A 22,581-nucleotide genomic window follows, 5' to 3' on the forward strand; every position below is an offset into this window, starting at 1 on the left:
TAAAGCAACAGCAAATCCTCTTTTTATATTTTACGTAAAATCGAAGTAAGCGATTGAATCAAAATAGGAACTCGACTATGGTTAAACCATCAATAAAAATAAATTAAAAACGAGTAATTCTACAGCCTTATTAGGTGTTCATTATACTTGGAGGTCATATGGGTTATAAATTCTGGATTATGAGGGCGCTTAAAGTTTTTATCGGAGTGTTAATTTTACTTTTTATTGTTCAATTACTTAAGCAGCACACTATCGAAGACTCTATTATATTTGCAGTTACATGGTCATTTATAACAACATTGGTATTTATTGGTTCAAGAATCTATCAATCCCGTAAAGGTGTAGAATGCGCTCTTTGCAATGACACACCCGACTCAGGTAATAAAAACACCTAACACATATGAGCCTTAACTCTGTCAATAGGCACTAGTATTCTTTTTGACCGTTTTTATAAATGGACGGTCAATTCTAAATCAATAAACAAATTCGTTTACTTCGTCTGTCGATGTGGCTGTTAAGCAAGTAGCTTACGGCAAACACATATAGAGGCGCTTTTATCGCAGCCAGGTTTTTCCCATATCCTTTTGGGGTCGCTGGGGCACTACGACCAAATGGATTTAGAAGGTAGAGCAAAGCAGTATGCCAGAGCCGAGACATTCATCGGTTAACTTCATCATGGCACTACTCAAGAGGGCTGGTTTCATCAATCGAATATGTCAGTCTAGTTTCGTCTAATTTTAATCTACATGCTCGTTAGCTGTGTTTCCTAAATTGCTTACTCAGTGCTACTATAGTGATACATTTTTATGGAGGTTATTATGAGAGTAGAGTTAGTAACAACATTGAAACGCCAAGCGACGAAAATATTATCTGAACTGCATTTAACTAAAGAGCCCGTATTAATCACCGAACATGGGCAACCGTCAGCGTATCTTGTTGATGTTGATGACTTCGAATTCATGCAGAAACGTATGCAAATCCTTGAGGCGTTGGCTAAAGGTGAGCAGGCAATAAGTAGAGGAGAAACTACGTCTAATATTGAAGCTAAAGAGAAAATGAATAAATGGCTGAAATAATCTGGACAAATCCTGCTCTGGAAGATCTAAACGATATCGCTGAATATATTGCATTGAGTAACTTGCTGTCAGCTAAAAAGTTGGTGGCGAAAATCTTTGCTAAAGTTGAACACCTTGAAGATTTCCCTGAATCAGGGAAAACACCGATTGAACTATCAAATATGAATTACCGTGAAGTGATAGTTAATCCTTGTCGTATATTTTACAAAATAGACAATGATAAGGTTTTTATTTTACACATAATGAGACAAGAGCGTGATTTACGTAAGTTCTTGTTGCAAATGTAGCTTACACTAATCGGGTAGCCTGAGCTCTTTCAACATCACCCATATGCGCTTTTTATTTACAGTAAGTGCAGTGGGCGGTTCACCTCCTGTAATCACGATGTACTGATAAGGCTAGGCACTTACCACATAAAATAAGCCACTCAAACACCTGCAAAAATGCCAATTAAAACAACACCAAGCCCTCTTTTTATTTTTTACGTGAAAGCCAGTTGTCGATTGAATCAAAATAGCAACTGGGCTATGGTTAATGCATCAATAAAAATAAATTAAAAACGAGTTATTCTACAGGCTCGTTAGAGTTTTCTGTATGTCTCTTGTAAACGGAATTCCAATTTCAGAACTACCAAAGGTTCTTAATCTTATCTTTGAAGATGATGTTCTTATTTACGAAGCTTATTCAGATTTCGATAAAGAAATACAATTTTTTTCTAATCGGAAGGATTTGAATGAATATGCTAATTTCAAACTATCTGAGAATGACTTTAGGTGTAAAGATATCAACTTGACTCTCCATTACTCTGACACTGGTGGGGAGGTTTACATTGAGAAACATGATTTGGTTCCAGATAAGTGTGATGGTGCTACCTCTAGATATACAGCAGATGGCTGGGGCACAATCAATTTCAATATTTTTATTGAAGGAGATTACTTCGTGTTGTTTTCGCTTCATGCAAGAGATAAAAAGGAAGCAAAAGAGTGGCAGGATACTTATCCAGAGTTTGGGTCTTTTTTAGTTTGGGAATGGAAAAATGTCAGTAAGCATTTAAAAAGACTAGAGACGTCATACCGTGCAATTCATAATAAGTTGGCAAAAAAACTCTAACAAGTCGATTATGTTCGCCCAACAATTTGGGCTGAGACTGCAAACCCGCGCGCCATATCGAAGAAAAACAGCATCAGGTCTTGCATCTTGCATTTTATTATAAAAGTCAAAAAGAAAGACCTGCCGACGGAACCATGCGAAGGTTATAGTCTCTGAAAAGGCAAAAGCTATCCCAACTTGTCAGCTAGTGATTCAAATTACTCATGCTCTAAATATCAACCGTGGGAAGCTGAAGCGTTTGAACTAGAAGGTAGAGTAAGAGAAGCTTTATATAACAGGATCCCAGAATTAAAATGCTTATAACAAGCAATTAGGATCGGCAACGTCCGTTCATGGCACTCTGTCGCCATAATAATTCTTACAGGTCAAAAGACTGCTATTTTAATTTAAGTCGATTTAGCTACGGCTAACTTAACCAATTGTAGTTATATTAAAAAAACATGCTTGACTTAAATTAACGGCACTTTTATTTTTTCGTTGCTCGTTGCTCGTTGCTCGTTGCTCTAGCAGCTTTTTATTTATTCGGGTATCATTTGCGCAACTTTGATTATCAGTTGCTATTTATTATGACCACGTTAAGTGCTAAGGAAAATATTCAAGCCATTGTTAAGGCGATTAAAGCTGAAGAAGCTAAGCTTCGTCAAAAGCACCCGTTATTAGCCCATCAAAATACTATCGGGATGGCTATTTTATTATTATCACTCAGTGCGTTAATTGGGGTTGGTGCACTTTATTACTTCGCTATTATCCCTGCGTGGCTATGTATTATTTTAGCAGCCATTGCAGCGTCAATTTCCCACGAGCTTGAACACGACCTGATCCATAAACAGTACTTTAGTAACCAGCCTTTTCTACATAACTTTATGATGCTAACAGTGTGGCTAATGCGCCCAAATACTATTAGCCCATGGTATCGCCGTAAAATGCATTTACATCATCATAAAGTGTCGGGTACTGAGCAAGACTTAGAAGAGCGCTTAGTGGGTAATGGCATTAAAAAGCCATTGTTACGGGCGTTGGTAATTGTTGATGGCTTACTCGGCTTGTTAATTAACGCTAAACGTTTTAGTAAAGAAATCAAAGGGTTTAGCTTTTTTAAGGTATTTAACGCAGGGTTTCCGGTTACCACAGCGTACTTTGCTATTTTATACAGCGTAATTGTGTTCCATTTAGTTGATTTATTTACCCCACTTGCGGCTAATTCGCCGGCGTTGTTGCTAGATACTATGGCGGTGTTTGAGTTTTTAATGGTGGTGTTGATTGTGCCTAATATTGTGCGTTCAAGTTCATTAAATTTTGTGACTTCATCAATGCATTACTATGGCGGCGTTAATAACATGCTGGAGCAAACGCATGTTTTAACGAGTCGCTTGTTCGCACCGTTTAACTTGTTTTGTTTTAACTTTGGCCATACCCATACGATTCACCATTTTGTGCCGAATCAACCGTTTTATTTACGCCAAATGATCAGCAAGAAAGTACTTGAGGTAATGAAAAAACACGGTGTTCGCTTTAACGATTTTGCTAGCATCAAACAAGCAAATCGCTATCAAGCTTCTTAATATCAAGATACAAATTACTAATTGACCTCAAGTTAAGTTAAGGTTTTAAAGTCGTTATCTAACTCAATATTTAGGTAACGACTATGAACCTTAATCAAATCACTTTACCTGTCTCTGACATCGAAAAAGCAAATCAATTTTACCTGGCCATGGGCTTTACACAAATTGTAAAAATGGATCATTATTCACGCTTTGAGTGCCCTAATAAAGCTACATTTTCTTTATTATTAACCGATGATGTGTTTAGTAATGGCGCGGTTATATATTTTGAAAGCGCAGAACTAGAAAAGTGGGTCGCGTCACTAAAAGCTAAGGGCTTTGAGTTTGAATCAGCGATCACCGAGCAGCGTTATTTATGGCGAGAAGCGGTGTTAAAAGACCCATCAGGCAATAAAATTAAACTTTATTGGGCGGGGTGTAATCGGCTGAATCCACCATGGCGAGTTGAAATTACAGATTGATCGTATTCTTGCTATGTCGGGTATAAAGATATTTTGTAGAAGAGTCTGTTATGTTTGATAGTAGCCAAATGTCTAGAATTATCGAGATGGCATGGGAAGATCGCACGCCATTTGAAGCCATTGAAAACCTTTATGGTTTAAATCATTCCCAGTTAGTTAATTTTATGCGCGACAATATCTCATCGGGTTCGTTTAAAGTTTGGCGCAAGCGCCATGCTGGCCGTACAACAAAACATTTAAAGTTACGCAATCCCGCTATTATGCGCAGCCACTGTAAAACCCAGTATAAAAACCGTTAATGACCTAAACGTTTGTTGAAAATACAAGGGAAGTTGGCGTAAAGTGATACCACTTTAGTTAGTTAAAATTCTATGTAGGGATCTTAAATGCAAATTACCGGACGTTGTCATTGTGGGGAAGTTACTTACCATGCAGAAGTTGATGAAAATAAAGTAATAAATTGTCATTGTACTGATTGCCAAATTATCGCAAGTTCCCCATTTCGAACTGTGGTTATATCACATCCTAACGCGGTTACGTTTACTGCAGCTGCGCCGAAAGAATATATAAAAACAGCCGAAAGTGGTAATAAGCGTGCACAGGGATTTTGTGGTAATTGCGGAACCTCTTTGTATGCAACGTCAGTCGGTGATGGCGATAAAATTTATGGCCTACGTATTGGGGCTATTGAGCAGCGTGAGCAACTTATACCTAAAGCACAAATTTGGTGTCGTTCAAGTCCATCTTGGTTAAAAGAGCTAAACACTATAACTGGCTTTGATACTGTGCCTTAAGCGTCTAATTTCGTAATGTATATTACTACTATGCGCGCTCTAACAATTTTGCAAAAGATACATTAGCGCGCATTGCTACGTTTATATCTGCTTTAATAGCCAGTGAATTGATCACGGCATTTATGTGTGCTGCTTCAAATTGCGAATCAAGACATGTAACTAAATGGGCTTGAAGCAGAGCTTGAAAATTATCGTCCACCGCCAATGCCCCCAGCTTTATTGCCAAGTAACAGTGATGAGAAAGCCTGCTTTGGGCGCTGTTTATTTTAGTCGTGGATAGGTGTTCAATTTCTTTTTCAACCAATGCTGTACGATTTGGCTGTCTTTGCAAACATATTTGTTTTAGCACGTTTAGGCTATTTAACGCCCGAGGGGCACCAATGTAGGTAACCATATAAGAAAATGCACTATTAAGCTCATCAATGGTATGTCCTTTATCTAAGGCTTCGTTCAACAAGTTTTTTAGACGATATAACTCCCCCATTGCTGCAAGTGCGGCAATAGCTGCAACAAACGGGTATTTTGTGTGGTTATTTACTTTAAGCATAATGTCTCTTTAAAAATTAAATTGTTAAAAAGCAAAAATATCGCAGTAGGTAAGCTTTACCTTAGGCTGCTTAATTTGCTGTTTAAAATAGTGCGTAGAGAAGTGAATTATTTGGGTTTTTATAGTGATAACCTGTCAGCGCATTGATATGCCTGAGCGAATATTTATTATTACTGATAATGGCTAAATGTGTTTGTTAAAACCAATGTGTTTTTTGCCTAAAACAACAGATCGTGATTGTTTTTAATATTTATGAGTGTGCTTAGTGCTAAGCTTTGATTAAAGTATGATGAGATCAAATTAAAACGCGATGACTAGTAAACAGACCTTAACCGAATCCGTGTTAGCAATTGCTACACACGATGGTATTTTTAACACTCAGATAGATGCGCTTAAATTAGTACGTCGCAGCAATGTGTCTGAGCCTATGCCATGTGTTTATGGGCTTGGTTTAGGCATTACTGTGCAAGGTGGCAAGCGTGTTACCTTGGGCGAAGATATTTATGATTATGCAGAAGGACAAACATTAGTTGCCTCTGTTGATGTGCCAGTTGTAAGCCATATTACTTCAGCGTCTATACAACGACCTTTTTTAGGGTTGCACTTATGTATCGACAGTAAAGTTTTAGGTCAAGCAGTTGCTAATATGGATTTTTCATCTCAAGATCATGTAGCTCGTCAATGTGCTATGTCGGTAGTCGATGCTGATGAGGGGCTTTTAGATGCTATAAATAGGCTGATTAAATTATTAAACGAGCCTAAGCTGCTTTTGCAACTCGCCCCTTTAATCCAAGAGGAGATTGTTTTTCGGTTATTACAAAGCCCACATAGTTATCAATTAAGGCAAATAGTAACCGCAGGATCCGCTAGTCAAAAAATAGCTAAAATTTTATATTGGTTAAAACAAAATTATAAAGATGATTTTTCGATAGTTGACTTAGCTGTTGAGGCGCATATGAGTGAATCAACGTTTCGCCAGCACTTTCGAGAAGTGACTAAACTCAGCCCTTTGCAATATATCAAGAATTTACGTTTACAAGAGGCGAGGCAATTAATGCTGAATCAGCGCCTTGATGCGAATACGGCTGCTTTGCAAGTGGGCTATGAAAGCGCCTCACAATTTAGCCGAGAGTACACCCGATTTTTTGGTCGTCCTCCTCTTAAAGATATAAATGCATTGCGTTTAAGCAATGCATTTATTTAAGTGCTTTAGTTGTCATTTCTCATGGTGATATTACGTCCACCTAAATAACCAAATACGGCGCACAATGCACTCGCAAAAGCACATAACCATAAGGTGGTTGTCCAATTGCCAAAGTAGCTATGTAATGAGCCTGCGATAATAGGCCCAGAGGCTGCAAGCAAATAACCCAAACACTGTGCCATGCCTGAAAGTGATGTAGCCTGACGGGTGTCATGGGTACGTAAGCTAATAAACGATAACCCTAGAATAAAACATGCTCCTGAACAAAATCCTAAGGTAATAGCCCACATTGCTGCAAACTCAGGGATAAACAGTAATCCTAATGAGCAAAATGCGGCTACCAGCGCTAATAAGCTAGTTAATATGCGTTGATCTTTAAGCTTGGCAAGTAGCGGTATTAAGATGATGCCAGGGGTTGCTGAGGCTACCTGAAATGCGCCTTGCAAAGCTCCCGCGTGTTGTGCTGTATGACCTGCTTCAATCAAAATGCTCGGCAACCAACTAATCATAATATAGGTAAAAAATGAATTTAACCCCAGCAATAAGGTAATTTGCCACGCAAGCGCCTCGTGCCATACTTTGTTGGTGTTGACACTCGCCAGTAGATCTTTTGTTGGCTTAGTATGAAGTTTTAACTGTGGTAGCCAAATAACAATACTAACTAGGGTAAGTAAGCCATAACAAGCAAGGGCTAATTGCCAGCCGATACTTTTATATTCAGCCAGCGGAATAATAAGCGCGGCATAACTACCACCAAAAATTCCCATTGCTAGTACGTAAGTAGAGGTCATCACTGCAACTTTATGTGGGAAGTCGCGTTTAATTAAACTCGGTAACAGTACGTTACCAATTGCGATACCGATGCCAATGACTGCTGTGCCTAAGTAAAGCATTGGCATAGAGTCAATCAGTCGTGAAGCCAGGCCCAAACCAATCAGAATAAGCGCAATAAACAATGATATTTCTAGCCCTTGTTTTTTAGCAAGACTTGCCGCCATCGGGCTGGCTAAAGCAAAGGCAATTAACGGCAGTGTTGTGAGCATACCGGCTTGCGAAGGGCTTAAGTTAAAGGTCAAAATTATTTGCTCAAGCACAGGAGCAAGCCCTGTAACGGGGGCGCGTAAGTTAGCGGCAATAAAAATAATGCCTAAAATTAAAATCGCAGTGGAAAATAAAGTCCGTTTAATTGGAGTTGAATACAAAACTAAAGTCACCAAGTAGATGGCAGGTAGCGTAATTATACCCCAACGCAACTGACGTTGATATTAAATTGCCAGCTGATTACTCTTTAAATTTGAATAACTTATTCTTAACAATTCCTTGTTCAGCAGGGTATTTTAAAAATAATTAACCCTACTTTTTAAAGTCATCCGTTAATAGGTTTAGTAATCCTAATTAATAACAAGGTGAGTTTATGAACCACACTACATGTTACCACTATGGTAAAAACAATTTGCGTTTGACGCTATTAAGTATCGCGGTTTTGGCTGGTTTAGCTGGCTGTGATCACACATCACGTAGCTCTGTTAAAGAGCAAGAGCAACAAACAGATGCGATCGAAGTAACGCAAACTGAAGTAGATAGTCAACAGGGGCTTGAGCAGCAAGTTCAGCTGCAAAAACGACAACGATTGCACCCGGTAAGCTACGCAGCAAGCCCTCAAGGTTTAACGCATGCAAGTGTTATGTTAATGCCGCAAATGCCACAACCAATGCCTATTGATGATGTGGTATTTACTACTGAACAAGAACGTGAAAACTATTTGAAATCCCAGCAAAACCCAGTAAAACAAGTTGGTACTGAACCGGTTTCAACCTTTTCAATTGATGTTGATACGGGCAGTTACAGCAATACTCGGCGTATGCTCAATATGGGGAAATTACCACCTAATGACGCAGTGCGTGAAGAAGCTTTTATTAATTATTTTGACTACGATTACAGTGCACCCAATAGCATAGCTACACCTTTTAATGTTCATACCGAGATGGCAACAGCTCCTTGGAATGAGCATCGGCAACTGTTAAAAATTGGCATTAAAGGTTTTGAGATTGAAAAAGCCGATTTAAAGGCAGCGAATTTAGTGTTTTTACTGGATGTATCTGGCTCTATGAATGCACCAAATAAGTTACCCTTATTAAAAACCAGTTTAACCATGTTAACTAAACAATTAGATGAAAATGATTCAGTTGCCATTGTCGTGTATGCCGGTGCCGCAGGCGTGGTTTTGCCAGCAACGAAAGGCAATGATCAACAAACTATCAGCGCCGCGTTAGATAAACTGGCAGCAGGCGGCTCAACTAATGGCGAGCAAGGTATTGAACTGGCTTATCAAATTGCGGCCGAAAATTTTAAAAAAGGAGGTATTAATCGGGTGATTCTAGCCACTGATGGCGACTTTAATGTGGGCACCCAATCAATCGATAAACTCACAGAGCTGGTGGCATCTAAGCGCAAGACGGGGATTGCCTTAACTACTTTGGGATTTGGCCAAGGTAATTATAATGATGGCCTAATGGAGCAACTGGCGAATATAGGTAACGGCCAGCATGCTTACATAGATAACATAAACGAAGCACGCAAAGTACTGGTCGATGAACTCAGCAGTACCATGCAAATTATTGCCAAAGACGTAAAAGTTCAAGTGGAATTCAATCCACAGCAGGTGGCTGAATATCGTTTAATTGGTTATCAAAATCGCGTACTCGCTAATGAAGATTTTAATAACGATAAGGTCGATGCCGCAGAGTTAGGGGTAGGGCATAGCGTGACTGCGCTGTATGAAATAACCTTAGCCAACTCAGATCATAAACAAATTGATGAGCTGCGTTACCAATCTAAAGAAGACAAAAAACTGGCTACCAGCAATGAACTCGCCTTTGTAAAAGTGCGTTATAAACAGCCTGACGCTGAGCAAAGTAAGTTGATCACTCAAGCTGTTGCAACACCTAAAGGTGAGCTGCCTTTATCGCAAGCCAGCCAAGACTTTAAATTTGCCGCCGCAGTGGCTGGTTTTGCGCAGTTATTAAAAGGTGCAAAATATATCGGAGACTGGCAGTATGAAGATTGCGCTAAATTGGCAACCGCTAACAAAGGCATAGACACATTTGGCTATCGTAGTGAGTTTGTGCAACTCGTTAATAATGCTGCGGCACTGTGATACCAATCAACTTAAATATTTAGTCATTCTAGCGCGCTAAATAAAGCGCTAACTGTGTTATAAATTTCTCAAATAGAACAACTATATGTCAAAGTTTATGCCTTGTTATCACTCTATTTATATGTCGCTATAAATGACTAATAACTTAACACGATTGGTATGATTTAAGTAAAGGATGTTATGACAGAACTAGCTGATGAGCAATTAATGTTGAGTTATGGACAAGGTGATGTACAGGCTTTTACCCAGCTGTACCTACGCCATAAAAATAGCTTATATCGTTATTTTTTACGCCAGTGCGCAAACCCGCAAGTGGCTGAAGAGCTTTATCAAGAAGTCTGGAATAAGCTGATAAAAGCGCGCTCACAGTATCAAGTGAGCGCTAAGTTTACCACTTGGTTGTATCGTATTGCGCACAATGAATTGATTGATCATTACCGCCGCACTGGTACGCAAAACAAATGGCTAGACGGTGATAATCAAGACATTGAAATTGCCGAATTTGCTGATCATAACAGTCGACCAGATGCTGAAAAGCTCGAGCAGGCTCAGCAAGCAGCGCAGTTAAAAGTGTGCCTAGCACAATTGCCACGTGAGCAAAAAGAGGCGTTTTTACTTAAACACGAAGCTGATTTTACCCTCAAAGAAATTGCCGAACTAGCGGTAGAAACAACTGAAAATATCAAAAGCCGCATCCGTTACGCGCTAGCCAAGCTAAAGCAATGTATCAAGTATAAAATGGAGACTAACAATGAGCGATAAGTTAACCGATCATGATATTGCTTCACTTTATAAACGAGGTGCAACGGAGCAACCAAGCTTACAACTTGATGAGCAAATATTACAACATGCAGCTGAAGCCGCTAATGCTAACAAAGTAACCAATATTAATAAGCGCAAACGCTTTTACCAAACTTGGTATGGGCAATTATCTACTGCGGCATCACTGGTGTTAGTCGCGGTTTTATATATGCAAAATACTACTCAGTATCTTAAGCCGTCAGAGGCAATGAATGATCTACAAATTTTAGCCGATGAACAGACTGCTTTAGCACCTGCAGCCTCGTCTGAAATGATGCAAAGCGAAGTGCTAGAACAAAAGCAGCTAGAGCAATTAAAGCAAACTCAAAGGCTTCAACGCAGTACACAATCTTACATGGCAGGACGGCAATTTGAGTCGCAAAGCATGACCGCTAAAAGCGAAGTATTATTAGAGCTTGAAATTATCACCGCAGAGGTAGCAAATAAATTTAAACGTATAGATACACTTATTGCTGATGGTGAAACAACCGCCGCTAAAGCTCAGCTTGCTGAGTTATTAGTAGCGCACCCAGAACTCAAGGTGCACTTAACTGAGCAGTATAAACAGCTATTACAGTAAAAGGTAATCTAGTTATGTTCGCTATATAGCTATATTTTTTGTTTTATACTACCATGTTCGCTATATGGCGAGTTTTTGGTGGCTGCGATGAATAGAATAGAAATAGGAAAAGCGCTTGCTCAGGCGCGAAAAGAAAAACAACTAACACAACGAGAAGTGCAAAAATTGACGAACATTAATAAAAGCACACTATCTGAAATTGAAAACGGTAAATTTACAGGATCATTGGATATCCTTGAGCGTTATACTCATTATTTAGATTATGAGCTAGCTGTAGTACCAAGAACTTTGTCTAAATCACGGTTACCTCGTTGGGATGAATTAAACGAGCTTTTTAGTGAGGATAGCTAGTGATGGCTTTTAACCTACCTGAAAAAGTACAAAAGTTGACAGTGTGTATAGATGACAAAGAGCTGGGTGTGCTAACTCATGATGCAATACACGATTATAAGCAAACGCAAAATGAGTTTAATCTATCATTAACTATGACTGAAAAAGGCATGGATGATAGTTATCGATCTGGTGCATTGCATCCTATTTTTGCGCAAAATTTGCCTGAAGGGCATAACCGTAGATACATTGCACAAAGGCTTGCTCGTTACGCCAAAGTTAACGACATGTACTTATTAGCTTTGCAAGGAAGTGATGGTATTGGCATGTTATCTTACCAAGGTGACTTTAAATTACCGCAAGTTGATAGCGTGTCACTTAACGATATTCTTACGTATTCGCATGCACAGCCTTTATTTCCGCAGTTATTAGAAAAATACTATCTCAGGAATACCTTGTCAGGAATGCAACCCAAAGTAAGTATTCCAAGTGTTGAGCGAACAGTTCATCAAAAAGATCTGATCGTAAAATCATTTGATGAAGAGTTTGAGCTGCTTACTGTTAATGAATATGTGTGCATGCAAGCAGCTAAATATTGCGGTCTAGCACCGCCAAATACGTATTTATCTGATAACCTTGAAACATTTGTGATTGAACGCTTTGATCGTGGTGAAAGTGGCACTCAGTTGCTAGGTTATGAAGACTTTACAACTTTGATGAAGCGCTCTTCAGATCCCGATGAAAAATATCGGGGAAGTTACGAAACCCTACTGAAAGCAACCTATTTGTACACGAATAATATGCTCGAAGTTGAAAAAATGTATAAGTACATCGTTTTCAGTTGTTTAATTGGTAACGGTGACGCCCATCTTAAAAATTTTGCGCTGCAGTACACGCCAGATATGAGCAATATTTTTGTTTCTCCACCTTTTGATATTACTCATACATTAATTTATCCAACCATCAATAATAAAATGGCACTTAATATTTGTAAGAGCAAAGAGTTTCCAGACTGTGATCACTTAATTAAGCTGGCTAATCAAGGTCATATCGTAATTAGGAATGCGCAAGAGATTGTTGAATCGTTAGCTCAAGGGGTTATAGAGTATGTTTCAAGGTCACAAGAAGTCTTGCTCTTAAGTGGTTTAAAAGAGTCGATTTTAGCTGGAATTGATAAAGTGATGACTGCAACTTACAACTCAAAATCATATCGCCATGATAAAAAGAAAAAGTTTGAGTAATAGCAGAAATCACTTAATTCAATATTTACCAAGCGTAACTTGCTGAGAACATTATATTACGTGGTCGCCCAGGAAAATAACGGTCGCCAGTAAAGCTGGTGTAATCGGCACGCTCTGCATAGGCGGTATCAAATAGATTGTTAATGCGCGCGGTTAGTTTCAATTGTTCAGTCAGTTTCCATGCTGCGCGTAAATTTAGTAAGTCATGGCCTGCGTAACTGTGTTGGTTTTCAGGATCGGTAAAATAGTCACTGACATGATACCACTCAATAGCAATTAAGGTGTTATTGGTGACTTGCCAGTTAGCTTGTAGGTTGGCGATATTACGCGGTGCTGTGTCTATGTCGTTACCGTTAATGTTTACTTCAGATAAAACTTGGTCATAGTCGTATGTGTGTATTGCATGGCTTGCTGCTAGGGCAAGTTGAATCGACTGAGTAAGTTGATAATCCAGCTCCAGTTCAATACCACGGTGCTGAGTTTGGCCATCATTAATGGTGAAAAAATTGCTGTCGCGAAAAATCACGTTTTGTTTATTCATCGTATACGCAGAGACTACATAGTGCAGTTGTTGATATTGCCCTTTGAGGCCCACTTCTAGATTGTCTGCTGTTTCAGATTCGAGATCAGCCACTTGTTGTTCGCGCTGTAGCTGATAAAGTTCAGCCGCTTGCGGCGCACGGTAACCGCGAGATAGGTTTGCATATAAATAATTATCAGCACTTAATTGATAACTCAAGCCAAGTTTAGGCGATGTATTGGTAAAGGTATTCTTACTACTTGGCGGGCGCGAGTAACGACAACCGCCAAATCCACATTCGCTGCCATTCTCGTCAGTGCGACCAGCCAGCATATTATTGGTGTAGTCGTAATCAAGCTGCTCAAAGCGTGCGCCTAAACTGATAGCGAGTTGCTGCCATTGCCAATCAAGGCTAATAAAAGGGGCGAGTAGGGTGCTGGTTACATCGTAATCGTAATGCTTACCTTGTGGCACAGTTGCTACTAAAAATGCTGAACCTTGAGTTGGCTCGTCTTGATATTGCAAAAAATCTGCACGGGTGTATTCGCTGTCTAGCCCTAAATTAGCAGTTAATTCGTTTGAATACGCATGCTGCCAAAGTGATTGCACGCCAACGCCATTTTGGCTGTTTTCTTCAAGCGGTGTGCCCGGTAAAAAATGCTTAAAGAAGGTCATACTTTGATTGCGCACATACGGGGTAATGGTTAGCGTATCTTTTGCTGTTTGCCATTGTGTTTTTGACCAAAGCCGAAATGAGCGGGCTTTTCTAAATGCATCAGGATCAAAGTTTTGCTGGGCTATTTCATCGTTTTTATAGCTTTCAAAGCCTTCAATAAATCCGGCAGTTTTTTGATCTAAGTGGGTATAGCTCAATCCTGTTGTGACGGATAGATCATCACTTGTATAGCGATGGCGCAGATTGAGCTTTTCTTGGTCTACGCTTTCATCATCACGGTATCCGGTATCGCGAGTGATACTGGCATTGATACCAAATCCTTGATTGCCTAAATCTTTTCCGCTGCGCAGTTTGAATCGGTTGTAACCGTAAGAGCCTAAATCAACGCCGAGCAAATGTTCATCATAAGTGGTATCTGGGGTGATCACATTAATTACGCCATGCACAGCATTTGAGCCGTAAAGGGCAGAGCCTGGGCCTTTTAAAACTTCAATACGCTGCGCCATTTCGGTGTGCGCTTCAAACAATTCGTTAATATTGCAAAAGCCTGCCGCACGCAGGGGGATGCCATCTTCGGCTGTTAAAATACCGCCACAGGCGCCAGCGCCAGAAAGCACCGGAGAGCGCAGTGCGGGCAAATATTCTTGACCGTTACCATGTTGCACATTGGCACCTGCAACTTGCTTTAACACTTGCTCGATATGGGTCGGTGCGATTAAATCTAACTGTGCTTTAGTGATGCTGCTTATTACTAAAGGAAGAGGATCGGCGCGTACCTCAGCACGAGATGCTGTAGTGGTAATGCGTTCAATGTCGTTTTGCGCGGCGAAAGAATTAAAGGCTGTAGGTGTGATCAGCGCCAGAGATAATAATCGAGAAAGCATGAAAGCCCTTTATCTAAGATATTTCAAAAGGGCAGGATATAACCTTTTTTAGGAATTCTAAAGCTTTAGCGATAAACGCTTGTTAGTTTAATGTAGAGCTGTTTAGTTATTTGCTCGTGTTGTTTTAAAATTAACATAGCAGTTAGTAACATTAATAAGAAATATAAACTGCCACCACTGCTGCCGTCTTTATGATTAACATTGGCTATTTTGTCTTCTTTGACACGGGTTTTAAATGAACCAAGTTCAGCATCTAAGTTTGTGATCATGTCATCAACAGCTAAGCTAAAGCTGCCTTGCGACTGCTCGTTTAAGGTTTCATCAATACCGACGGCTGTACTGCGTTGCTCTACTTTGTTAATTCCCGGAGCTCGAAACAGCATTTTTCTACTTTTCACATCGAAAACAGCTGTATCAACAAAAGTTTGTACGGTGTTTTCGTTGCCAGGAATAACGTATAACCCCACAATTGTTAAATATAAGAATGCAGCATTATTTTCGAGAGTTTGTGATACTTGGTCATATGATACCAGCGCAATAATATCAACGTCATATAATCTAGATACTTGCTCAAGAGTGGTAAATCCTTGACCTCCTTTTAAATAACTACTAGGAATAACTTCAATACGGTCAATGTAGTCATATTGCATAAACTGTTTTTTTACTTTCTCAAGCAAGGCGATTTCGTCGTTACTGCGAATGCCAGAGTCATATTGGTTAGGAATAAATGCAATACCTACAGTGGCAGGTAAGTTGAGTGTTGGCACGCTTGGTTGATGGGCTTGGCGACTTTGTTCATCAGGGTATAGAAAATCCACCAAGCTACTTGAGCGCGTTTTTTGATTCGCATTTTGGCTGAGCATAGTGCTGCAGCCAGCTAACGAAGTAATTACAATCACCAAAACCAATTTTAGAGTTTTCATATTATTCCTTTTTATAATTAAGTGATCCGATGAGTTTGAACCTTGAACGATGAAAAAGTTCTCACTGTGCTATTTTAAGATAATGTTAGTTAGTACATTAGATTGCTTAATAAACTCCTCATCGTGGCTCACCAATATAAAGCTGCCAGTAAAATCAGCCAGATTTTGCGCAAGATGTTGCTTGTTAGCCAAGTCTAAGTGGTTATCGGGTTCATCGAGTAACAATAAATAGTGCTGCGCATTTTGCGCCGCTATAAGCATGGCTAATTGCATTTTCTCGCCGCCGCTTAATTGACTAATTGGCCGATAAATATTCTCTCCCTTAAAGCCAATATTCGCAAGCAAATGGCGTACTGTTTGTTGTTTTAGCTGACAGTGTTTTTCTAATGCATTGCATAAAGTGTCTGTTGCTCCTAAAAAAGAGCTGTGTTGATCGATATAAAGCACTTTACTATTTAATTGAAGCGCTGTTGATACTGGTGAATTTGCCGAGTCATTAATCATCCGGAGTAATGTTGACTTACCGCTGCCATTGGCTCCTTTTAGGTGTAACTTATCACCACTAAAAATTTGCAGGGTGATTGCTTTATTAGCGCTTGAAAATGGCAAAGTAAGTTTTTCAATAAATAGTAGGCGTTTATTGCTAGTCGGTTGCGTAAACTTTACTGTTTTAGCTTTACTATTTGGTAACTGCTGTTGAAGTGTTTGGCGTTTTTCGGTTAGGGCTTCGTGTTTGGCTGAGGCTAGCCGCTCAGAAGCGCCTTTACTTGCTTGGGCACTGTTTTTCTTAAAGTCTAACATCACTTTTGGTTGGCTGGTGGTGTTACGTTTTTTATTACCTTGTGCTGCTCTTTGTTGGGCTTTTTCACGATTAAGCTGGGTTTGCTGAAGGTGTTTTTGTCGCTCCTTGTCAAGGTTATTAATTTGCTTTGTAAGCGCAGTTTGTTGTCGTGTTTTTTGCTCATTAAAATGCTCATAATTCCCCGTTTCATAATGAATACTTTGGCTGCTGAGCTCAATAATAGCATCGCATTGATTAAGTAATTGGCGGTCATGACTTACTACAATTACTTGCCCTTTAAACGCATGTAATTGGTCAATTAGCCATTGCTTTGCTGATTGGTCTAAATGGTTACTTGGCTCATCTAAAATCAGTAAATCAGGCTTTGTTTGCAACGCGCAAAATAGCATTAAACGCCGCTGTTGACCGCCGCTTAAATGCTTAATTGGCTGGTTTAATGAGGTATCAATAGCAAGGGCTAAAAGTTGTTGTTTGTAATATTGCTCGCATAACCAATCATCATTGATTAGGTTAAAGTCAGCCTCATGGCAGCTTCCTTGTTCAATACGATTAAGGGCGGCTAACTTTTTATCAACTCCTAATAGTTGTGCAATTGTGGATGACGATGTTTGAAGGTGCTGCTCACTTAATTGTTGTTGTGAAATAAGCACGCGAGTACCACTAAATTCAACATGTCCCGTACTAGGTTGTTGTTGGTTTGCCAATATACTCAACAATATTGATTTACCGCTGCCATTAGCACCAATGATCGCGGTGAGCTTTTCATTTATTGAAAAACTAAGTTGTTTAAATTGAGTTTGGCCATCAGGGTGTTGATAGCTTAAATTGTGGATGTGTAATGTATGCATAATGCCTCTGGAGTGTTCAGGGCATGGCGCGCAAAGCAATTAAAATTAACTAGGTATCGTTAAGTCGATAGCAAGATATATGACGAATTTTGCGCCCACTAACCCTGTAAATTCAAAAAATAAAACGAATTTCAACAGGTGTTAGTTATTCATTAATGCGCAAACTCCAGTAAGGTCAGTGAGTTAATAATATACGAATATGTTGTGAGCTGTCAGCCAGTTTTTATTATTTATTGTTTTACAGCATTTTATTTATTTTCTTTAATATAGCTAACTAATTGTTTGTTAAAACACAAAACTGTAAGCACTCACTATCTTTACAAAGTTTACAATTCATTTCATCTTTCATTCAGGCTGACTTGTTAGGCTTTAGTTATTCACACAGATTATGCTAGGAAGTAGCTATGAATAAATTAATCCCCCTGTCTTTGGCTGTACTTGGTTTGAGCCTATTACCGTTTGCAGCAAATGCTAAGCACGAGCGCGAACATGATCGTTATGAACATCGCCATGAGCATCATCATGAGCATAAAAAGCACAGTAAAAAGTACCATAAAAAATATTATAAAAAACACCATAAGTCAGCAGATTATAAAAAGTTGCCGCCGGGTTTATACAAGAAAGTAGGCTACGGGCATGGCTTACCGCCGGGTTGGTATAAAAAATATCATCGTGGCGATCGCCTTGATAGAGATATTTACCGCCGTGGTCGAGTTGTTGAGAGTCATGACCGAAAGGGGATAATTTTACTGGAAGTTGATGATCAGCTAATTCATTTAGTGCATGACACTCGAGAGATTCTCTCTATTGTTACTCGTCACTAAATTTTTACCAAGTCACAACTTGATGTAGGGTTATTTAATTTACTTCATAACGAGTTCATGAATTATTGCTATTCTTTAAATGAACTAAATAGGGAGTAAAATATGAAAGCACTTCTATCTACTGCTTTGCTTGGCTTAGTACTTTGCAGCGGCGCAGCTTTTGCAAAAAATGATAACCATGACAAAGACAAAAATAAAGGTAAAGGGAGTTTACCGCCAGGATTACAAAAAAAAGTTGATAATGGTGGTCAATTGCCTCCTGGTTGGCAAAAAAAGTACCACAAAGGTGACAGATTAGATTACGATATCTATCGCCATGGTCGAGTAGTAAAACCGATAGACCGTGATGGTCGTATTACGATTGAAATAGACGATACCATCATTCATATGGTGCATGATACTCGCGAAATTTTGTCAATTTTAAGTCGTTATTAATAAAGGATTATTGAATGCTAATTGTGCTGGTAAGTATATTAAGTGTGTTATTAGTTGTGACACTTTTACCTATGTCTTTCAGCCAGCATTATTTAATTCGTAGTTGCGACTTTGTTCGTTTACAGGTTTTTTATCTTGCATTGGCTGGGTTGCTTTTAGGTGTTTATTTTGCATTAAGTGGACTATCGCCTTTGGTTGTATCGTCGCTAATCATGGCAACTGTAATTTTGCTTATTCAAGGTAAATGGATATATCCTTATACTTGGCTTGCTAAAAAAGAAGTGGCGCAAAGTCCCGCAGGCAGTGGGCATAGTATTCGTATTATGTCGGCTAATGTGTTGATGTCGAACACTCGCTACCAAGACTTAATAGATTTAGTCCATGAACACCAGCCAGATTTACTTATTACGCTTGAGTCAGATACTAAATGGCAACAGCAACTTGCAGCCATTGAAGAAGATTATCCATACAAAATATTTTGCCCGAAAGATAATCGCTACGGCATGCATTTATACAGTAAATATAAGATAAAAAAACAACAAGTATGTGAGCTTGTAGAAAACGATATTCCCTCAATTCACGTTCTATTTGAAACTGCAGAAGGTCTTGAAGTACAAGGTCATTTTATTCATCCTGCTCCTCCAAGTCCTACTGAAGAAGATACCTCTAGGCCACGAGATACCGAACTTATTTTGCTTGCTAAGGCTTTAAAGAACAACAAACGTCCAACAATTGTTGCCGGCGATTTAAATGACGTTGCTTGGTCAAGAAGTACCCGTTTATTTATGGAAATCAGTGACTTTTTAGATCCACGCAAAGGCCGAGGTTTTTTTAATACCTTTCATGCTGGGTATTTCTTTATGCGCTGGCCGCTTGACCACTTATTCCATAGCCATGGCTTTACTGTTAAACGTATAAAACGGCTAGAAAAATATGGCTCGGACCATTTTGCTCTTTTAACTGAGTTAGTGCACAAACCTGGTAATAGTAACCAGCAACTCGATGACGATATGGACATTCAAAAGGCGGTTAATGAATTGCAAATGGAGAATACTTCTAGCCGAGAAGTACCTACCTTTAATGATGAAGTAAGTAAAATATAGCGAATAACCGTTATTGTACACTTAACTTATTTAGTCATAAAAAAAAGGGCCAATTAAGGCCCTTTAGAGTATTTTTTATTAGGAGTAGTTAGCTATTAATCATAATCGCTTTAATATTAACAAACTCTCTCATACCAAAACCGCCGTGCTCACGACCATAACCACTGTCTTTAACACCACCAAATGGTAAGTTTGGCTGAGCCAGCCCATAACCATTTATGTTAACCATACCGGTATCAAAATGCTTTTTAGCAAGCTCAATGGCTTTCTTTTCATCTTTACAAAGTATGCCGCCACCAAGACCATAGCGAGAGTCGTTGGCAATGCGCATCGCATCTTCGTTATCTTTGGCTTTGATAAGTGAAGCGACCGGGCCAAATAATTCATCGTCATAGGCCGGCATGCCGGGAGAGAGATTCACAAGTAATGTGGCTGGATAGAAATAACCCGTTTGCTTAGGTATTTCGCCACCAGTCACAATAGACGCACCAGCCTCAACTGATTGCATTACTTGTTTATGAATTTTGTCTCTTAAATCCTCGCGTGCCATTGGGCCAAGATCGGTGTTTTCATCCATAGGATCGCCAACTATTAAGGCGTTAAATTGCTCTGTTATGCCTTTTTTAAACTCATCGTATAAGGCTTCTACTACCACAAAACGTTTTGCTGATACACAAGTCTGACCATTATTGATCATCCGTCCTTGCAGGCAGGTTTTAATTGCCAGCTCTAAATCTGCATCATCAAGTACTAAGTAAGCGTCGTTACTACCAAGCTCTAGGACAGTCTTCTTCACGTGTTTACCTGCTTGCTCAGCCACTTTTTTACCAGTGCCATCACTGCCAGTAAAGGTAACACCACGGATTGCTTTATGGCTAATAAGCTCGCTGGCTGTTTTACCGTCAATCAGTAAATTTTTAAATACATGACTAGGGAAACCTGCATCGGAGAACATTTCTTCAATTTTTTCAGCCATACCAAACACGTTACTAGCATGTTTAAGTACTGCCGTATTACCAGCCATAATGTTAGTCACGGCATAACGAATTACTTGGTAGAGAGGAAAGTTCCAAGGTTGTATGCCTAGTAACACACCTGTCGGTTGATATGTAATTATAGCGCGACCGTTTTCCATAGGGCGTTCTTCATCCGCTAATATCGTTTGGCCATGTTCGGCGCTGTAACGACATATAGCTGCACAAAGCTCTACTTCTTGTAGACCTTGATTGTATAATTTGCCCATTTCTTGAGTCATCAATGTTGCTAGTGACTCTTTTTGTTGCTCGAATACATGTGCAAGTTTGTTTAAATACTTAGCACGATCGGTCAATGAAATATGGCGCCACTCTAAGAAAGCCTCATGACTTTTATCTATCTCATTTTTTGCTTGCTCTAGGTTAAGCAATGTATAGTCTGCAATAGTTTGTTCAGTGGCAGGATTAATTGTCGTTACTGTGTTAGTCATTTTCATCTCCTTACAAATAATATTGAGTAAAGGAGTGCAAAGCTAACGCCAACTCTGCGCTAAACTATTTAATTATTTTAAGTTGTTGCTATAAAACAGCTTTTAATTTTTTTCATTATTATTTTTACTCAGCTATTATTTTTGTATCGGTAAAAAGTTCTGGTGGCTGAAAAAGTTACAAGGAGTATGTTGTGGCGTTATCTTTTTTCAATACGCATTTAGCGCTTATTCAAGCGCCGATGGCGGGTGTGCAAGATTTTCGTTTAGCTGCTGCGGTGAGTAACGCAGGTGGTTTAGGATCATTACCCTGTGCAATGCTCTCAAAACAACAGTTAGTGAGCGAGCTTGATAAACTGACTCAAGCGACCAGTAATCCCTATAACCTTAACTTTTTTTGTCATACGGTCGGTGATTACACCAGCCAACAAAAGCAGCAATGGCATAATTTGCTAGCGCCTTATTTTGATGAGTATGGTATTGATGCTGAAAGCTTACCTGCAGGGGCTTCTCGTCAACCTATTAGTCAATCGGTTGTTGATATTATTGCCCCTTATAAACCCGCTGTGGTGAGTTTTCACTTTGGTTTACCTGAGCAAACGATTATGGCGCAAATCAAAAGTTGGGGCACTAAAGTGATTTCAACCGCTACCACTTTAGATGAAGCTATTTGGCTGAGTGAAAATGGCGCTGATGCTATTATTGCGCAGGGTTTAGAAGCAGGTGGCCATCGAGGGCATTTTTTATCAATGGATTTAAGTCTGCAGCAATCAACTGTGCAGTTAGTTCAAAACTGTGTGGCACGTCTTTCTTTGCCTATTGTTGCCGCAGGCGGTATTGCAACCGCTGATGATGTAGAGCAAATGCAAGCTTTAGGTGCAGCCGCTGTGCAAGTCGGGAGTGCTTACTTATTATGTTGCGAGGCACAAACTTCAGCGCTTCATAAGCAAGCAATTTTAAATCAGAAAACGGATAATACTGCGCTTACTACGTTATTTTCTGGTCGGGCGGCACGAGGCATTCAAAATCGTGTAATGGATGAGTTAGGCGCTTTGGCTATAGGTGTGCCTGAATTTCCTCATGCCAGTACCGCGATAACGGCACTTAGAGCAAGCGCTGAAAAAGCAGGGCACGATGATTTTTCACCACTTTGGTGTGGCCAAAAGCATGTCCCTCGTGTAGGTATGTCGGCAGAAGATATCACCTATTTACTTATGAAAAAGTGATTGGTTTAAATTGAA

General features: G+C 39.5%; 23 protein-coding genes. 17 read left to right on the plus strand and 6 right to left on the minus strand.

Annotated elements, in window-relative coordinates; all coding sequences use genetic code 11:
* The first annotated feature begins 818 nt into the window (after positions 1-818).
* The 7 genes from H5183_RS12320 to H5183_RS12350 all read left to right on the plus strand — a co-directional run bounded on the left by H5183_RS12320 (position 819) and on the right by H5183_RS12350 (position 5,003).
* On the plus strand, positions 819-1,076 hold the full coding sequence (locus H5183_RS12320; RefSeq protein ID WP_149981240.1) for a type II toxin-antitoxin system Phd/YefM family antitoxin: 258 nt from the start codon (positions 819-821) through the stop codon (positions 1,074-1,076).
* The gene (locus H5183_RS12325; RefSeq protein WP_182731804.1) at positions 1,064-1,363 is read left to right on the plus strand and encodes a type II toxin-antitoxin system RelE/ParE family toxin; all 300 of its coding nucleotides are present in this window, start codon (positions 1,064-1,066) and stop codon (positions 1,361-1,363) included. Before H5183_RS12320 ends, H5183_RS12325 begins: the two co-directional genes overlap by 13 nt.
* Positions 1,364-1,670: 307 nt before the next feature.
* Positions 1,671-2,186 (plus strand): hypothetical protein, encoded by a 516-nt coding sequence (locus H5183_RS12330; protein WP_182731805.1) that lies wholly within the window; start codon positions 1,671-1,673, stop codon positions 2,184-2,186.
* 566 nt (positions 2,187-2,752) lie between these two features.
* Entirely contained in the window at positions 2,753-3,748 is a 996-nt protein-coding gene (locus tag H5183_RS12335; protein ID WP_182731806.1) for a fatty acid desaturase, read from the plus strand.
* Between the two features lie 83 nt (positions 3,749-3,831).
* Complete coding sequence (locus tag H5183_RS12340; RefSeq protein WP_182731807.1) at positions 3,832-4,209, plus strand: VOC family protein; 378 nt, start codon at positions 3,832-3,834, stop codon at positions 4,207-4,209.
* A 50-nt stretch (positions 4,210-4,259) separates the two neighbouring features.
* Positions 4,260-4,508, plus strand: a complete 249-nt coding sequence (locus tag H5183_RS12345) for a TIGR03643 family protein (protein WP_182731808.1) — start codon at positions 4,260-4,262, stop codon at positions 4,506-4,508.
* An 87-nt stretch (positions 4,509-4,595) separates the two neighbouring features.
* Positions 4,596-5,003: a GFA family protein gene (locus H5183_RS12350; protein WP_182718283.1), complete on the plus strand. Its 408-nt coding sequence runs from the start codon at positions 4,596-4,598 to the stop codon at positions 5,001-5,003.
* Between the two features lie 28 nt (positions 5,004-5,031).
* On the opposite strand, the gene H5183_RS12355 is transcribed toward H5183_RS12350, so the two are convergent.
* A complete protein-coding gene (locus tag H5183_RS12355; RefSeq protein WP_182731809.1) occupies positions 5,032-5,550 on the minus strand; it encodes a carboxymuconolactone decarboxylase family protein in 519 nt (172 codons plus the stop codon).
* Positions 5,551-5,860: 310 nt separating this feature from the next.
* On the opposite strand from H5183_RS12355, the gene H5183_RS12360 reads away from it, so the two are divergent.
* The gene (locus tag H5183_RS12360; protein ID WP_149981235.1) at positions 5,861-6,754 is read left to right on the plus strand and encodes an AraC family transcriptional regulator; all 894 of its coding nucleotides are present in this window, start codon (positions 5,861-5,863) and stop codon (positions 6,752-6,754) included.
* Positions 6,755-6,759: 5 nt separating this feature from the next.
* Here H5183_RS12360 and H5183_RS12365 read toward each other — a convergent pair whose 3' ends face one another.
* Positions 6,760-7,956 (minus strand): MFS transporter, encoded by a 1,197-nt coding sequence (locus H5183_RS12365; protein ID WP_259397247.1) that lies wholly within the window; start codon positions 7,954-7,956, stop codon positions 6,760-6,762.
* A 212-nt stretch (positions 7,957-8,168) separates the two neighbouring features.
* Here H5183_RS12365 and H5183_RS12370 point away from each other — a divergent pair, with 212 nt between their 5' ends.
* From H5183_RS12370 to H5183_RS12390, 5 genes are all read left to right on the plus strand, one after another.
* Entirely contained in the window at positions 8,169-9,911 is a 1,743-nt protein-coding gene (locus H5183_RS12370) for a VWA domain-containing protein (RefSeq protein ID WP_182731811.1), read from the plus strand.
* Positions 9,912-10,091: 180 nt separating this feature from the next.
* Complete coding sequence (locus H5183_RS12375) at positions 10,092-10,673, plus strand: sigma-70 family RNA polymerase sigma factor (protein ID WP_145241223.1); 582 nt, start codon at positions 10,092-10,094, stop codon at positions 10,671-10,673.
* A complete protein-coding gene (locus tag H5183_RS12380) occupies positions 10,663-11,292 on the plus strand; it encodes a hypothetical protein (RefSeq protein ID WP_145241221.1) in 630 nt (209 codons plus the stop codon). The genes H5183_RS12375 and H5183_RS12380 overlap by 11 nt, the downstream gene beginning before the upstream one ends.
* Positions 11,293-11,379: 87 nt before the next feature.
* On the plus strand, positions 11,380-11,643 hold the full coding sequence (locus tag H5183_RS12385) for a helix-turn-helix domain-containing protein (protein WP_182731812.1): 264 nt from the start codon (positions 11,380-11,382) through the stop codon (positions 11,641-11,643).
* A gap of 2 nt (positions 11,644-11,645) precedes the next feature.
* On the plus strand, positions 11,646-12,863 hold the full coding sequence (locus tag H5183_RS12390) for a type II toxin-antitoxin system HipA family toxin (RefSeq protein WP_182731813.1): 1,218 nt from the start codon (positions 11,646-11,648) through the stop codon (positions 12,861-12,863).
* A gap of 25 nt (positions 12,864-12,888) precedes the next feature.
* Here the strand turns inward: H5183_RS12390 and H5183_RS12395 are convergent, their stop codons facing one another.
* From H5183_RS12395 to H5183_RS12405, 3 genes are all read right to left on the minus strand, one after another.
* Complete coding sequence (locus H5183_RS12395; RefSeq protein WP_182731814.1) at positions 12,889-14,943, minus strand: TonB-dependent receptor; 2,055 nt, start codon at positions 14,941-14,943, stop codon at positions 12,889-12,891.
* A 65-nt stretch (positions 14,944-15,008) separates the two neighbouring features.
* On the minus strand, positions 15,009-15,866 hold the full coding sequence (rhlP, locus tag H5183_RS12400; protein ID WP_182731815.1) for a rhombotarget lipoprotein: 858 nt from the start codon (positions 15,864-15,866) through the stop codon (positions 15,009-15,011).
* Between the two features lie 69 nt (positions 15,867-15,935).
* On the minus strand, positions 15,936-17,516 hold the full coding sequence (locus H5183_RS12405) for an ATP-binding cassette domain-containing protein (RefSeq protein WP_182731816.1): 1,581 nt from the start codon (positions 17,514-17,516) through the stop codon (positions 15,936-15,938).
* A gap of 404 nt (positions 17,517-17,920) precedes the next feature.
* On the opposite strand from H5183_RS12405, the gene H5183_RS12410 reads away from it, so the two are divergent.
* The 3 genes from H5183_RS12410 to H5183_RS12420 all read left to right on the plus strand — a co-directional run bounded on the left by H5183_RS12410 (position 17,921) and on the right by H5183_RS12420 (position 19,878).
* Positions 17,921-18,340 carry a hypothetical protein gene (locus H5183_RS12410; protein WP_182731817.1) on the plus strand — a complete coding sequence of 140 codons (420 nt, stop codon included), beginning with the start codon at positions 17,921-17,923 and terminating at the stop codon, positions 18,338-18,340.
* Positions 18,341-18,442: 102 nt separating this feature from the next.
* Positions 18,443-18,775, plus strand: coding sequence for a hypothetical protein (locus H5183_RS12415; protein WP_145241208.1), 333 nt, complete (start codon positions 18,443-18,445; stop codon positions 18,773-18,775).
* Positions 18,776-18,789: 14 nt separating this feature from the next.
* Positions 18,790-19,878, plus strand: a complete 1,089-nt coding sequence (locus H5183_RS12420) for an endonuclease/exonuclease/phosphatase family protein (protein ID WP_182718292.1) — start codon at positions 18,790-18,792, stop codon at positions 19,876-19,878.
* Between the two features lie 88 nt (positions 19,879-19,966).
* Here H5183_RS12420 and H5183_RS12425 read toward each other — a convergent pair whose 3' ends face one another.
* A complete protein-coding gene (locus H5183_RS12425; RefSeq protein WP_182731818.1) occupies positions 19,967-21,343 on the minus strand; it encodes an NAD-dependent succinate-semialdehyde dehydrogenase in 1,377 nt (458 codons plus the stop codon).
* A 191-nt stretch (positions 21,344-21,534) separates the two neighbouring features.
* On the opposite strand from H5183_RS12425, the gene H5183_RS12430 reads away from it, so the two are divergent.
* Positions 21,535-22,566, plus strand: a complete 1,032-nt coding sequence (locus H5183_RS12430; RefSeq protein WP_182731819.1) for a nitronate monooxygenase family protein — start codon at positions 21,535-21,537, stop codon at positions 22,564-22,566.
* Positions 22,567-22,581 lie beyond the last annotated feature (15 nt).

Origin of the sequence: Pseudoalteromonas sp. SR44-8, from assembly GCF_014163635.1 — a bacterium.
GTDB classification, from domain to species: Bacteria; Pseudomonadota; Gammaproteobacteria; order Enterobacterales; family Alteromonadaceae; genus Pseudoalteromonas; species Pseudoalteromonas rhizosphaerae.

What these genes read in the sequence shown, in the direction of transcription:
- H5183_RS12320 (WP_149981240.1), top strand. Translation starts at nt 819, where the DNA reads ATGAGAGTAGAGTTAGTAACAACATTGAAACGCCAAGCGACGAAAATA.
- H5183_RS12325 (WP_182731804.1), top strand. Translation starts at nt 1,064, where the DNA reads ATGGCTGAAATAATCTGGACAAATCCTGCTCTGGAAGATCTAAACGAT.
- H5183_RS12330 (WP_182731805.1), top strand. Translation starts at nt 1,671, where the DNA reads ATGTCTCTTGTAAACGGAATTCCAATTTCAGAACTACCAAAGGTTCTT.
- H5183_RS12335 (WP_182731806.1), top strand. Translation starts at nt 2,753, where the DNA reads ATGACCACGTTAAGTGCTAAGGAAAATATTCAAGCCATTGTTAAGGCG.
- H5183_RS12340 (WP_182731807.1), top strand. Translation starts at nt 3,832, where the DNA reads ATGAACCTTAATCAAATCACTTTACCTGTCTCTGACATCGAAAAAGCA.
- H5183_RS12345 (WP_182731808.1), top strand. Translation starts at nt 4,260, where the DNA reads ATGTTTGATAGTAGCCAAATGTCTAGAATTATCGAGATGGCATGGGAA.
- H5183_RS12350 (WP_182718283.1), top strand. Translation starts at nt 4,596, where the DNA reads ATGCAAATTACCGGACGTTGTCATTGTGGGGAAGTTACTTACCATGCA.
- H5183_RS12355 (WP_182731809.1), bottom strand. Translation starts at nt 5,550, where the DNA reads ATGCTTAAAGTAAATAACCACACAAAATACCCGTTTGTTGCAGCTATT.
- H5183_RS12360 (WP_149981235.1), top strand. Translation starts at nt 5,861, where the DNA reads ATGACTAGTAAACAGACCTTAACCGAATCCGTGTTAGCAATTGCTACA.
- H5183_RS12370 (WP_182731811.1), top strand. Translation starts at nt 8,169, where the DNA reads ATGAACCACACTACATGTTACCACTATGGTAAAAACAATTTGCGTTTG.
- H5183_RS12375 (WP_145241223.1), top strand. Translation starts at nt 10,092, where the DNA reads ATGACAGAACTAGCTGATGAGCAATTAATGTTGAGTTATGGACAAGGT.
- H5183_RS12380 (WP_145241221.1), top strand. Translation starts at nt 10,663, where the DNA reads ATGAGCGATAAGTTAACCGATCATGATATTGCTTCACTTTATAAACGA.
- H5183_RS12385 (WP_182731812.1), top strand. Translation starts at nt 11,380, where the DNA reads ATGAATAGAATAGAAATAGGAAAAGCGCTTGCTCAGGCGCGAAAAGAA.
- H5183_RS12390 (WP_182731813.1), top strand. Translation starts at nt 11,646, where the DNA reads ATGGCTTTTAACCTACCTGAAAAAGTACAAAAGTTGACAGTGTGTATA.
- H5183_RS12395 (WP_182731814.1), bottom strand. Translation starts at nt 14,943, where the DNA reads ATGCTTTCTCGATTATTATCTCTGGCGCTGATCACACCTACAGCCTTT.
- rhlP (WP_182731815.1), bottom strand. Translation starts at nt 15,866, where the DNA reads ATGAAAACTCTAAAATTGGTTTTGGTGATTGTAATTACTTCGTTAGCT.
- H5183_RS12405 (WP_182731816.1), bottom strand. Translation starts at nt 17,516, where the DNA reads ATGCATACATTACACATCCACAATTTAAGCTATCAACACCCTGATGGC.
- H5183_RS12410 (WP_182731817.1), top strand. Translation starts at nt 17,921, where the DNA reads ATGAATAAATTAATCCCCCTGTCTTTGGCTGTACTTGGTTTGAGCCTA.
- H5183_RS12415 (WP_145241208.1), top strand. Translation starts at nt 18,443, where the DNA reads ATGAAAGCACTTCTATCTACTGCTTTGCTTGGCTTAGTACTTTGCAGC.
- H5183_RS12420 (WP_182718292.1), top strand. Translation starts at nt 18,790, where the DNA reads ATGCTAATTGTGCTGGTAAGTATATTAAGTGTGTTATTAGTTGTGACA.
- H5183_RS12425 (WP_182731818.1), bottom strand. Translation starts at nt 21,343, where the DNA reads ATGACTAACACAGTAACGACAATTAATCCTGCCACTGAACAAACTATT.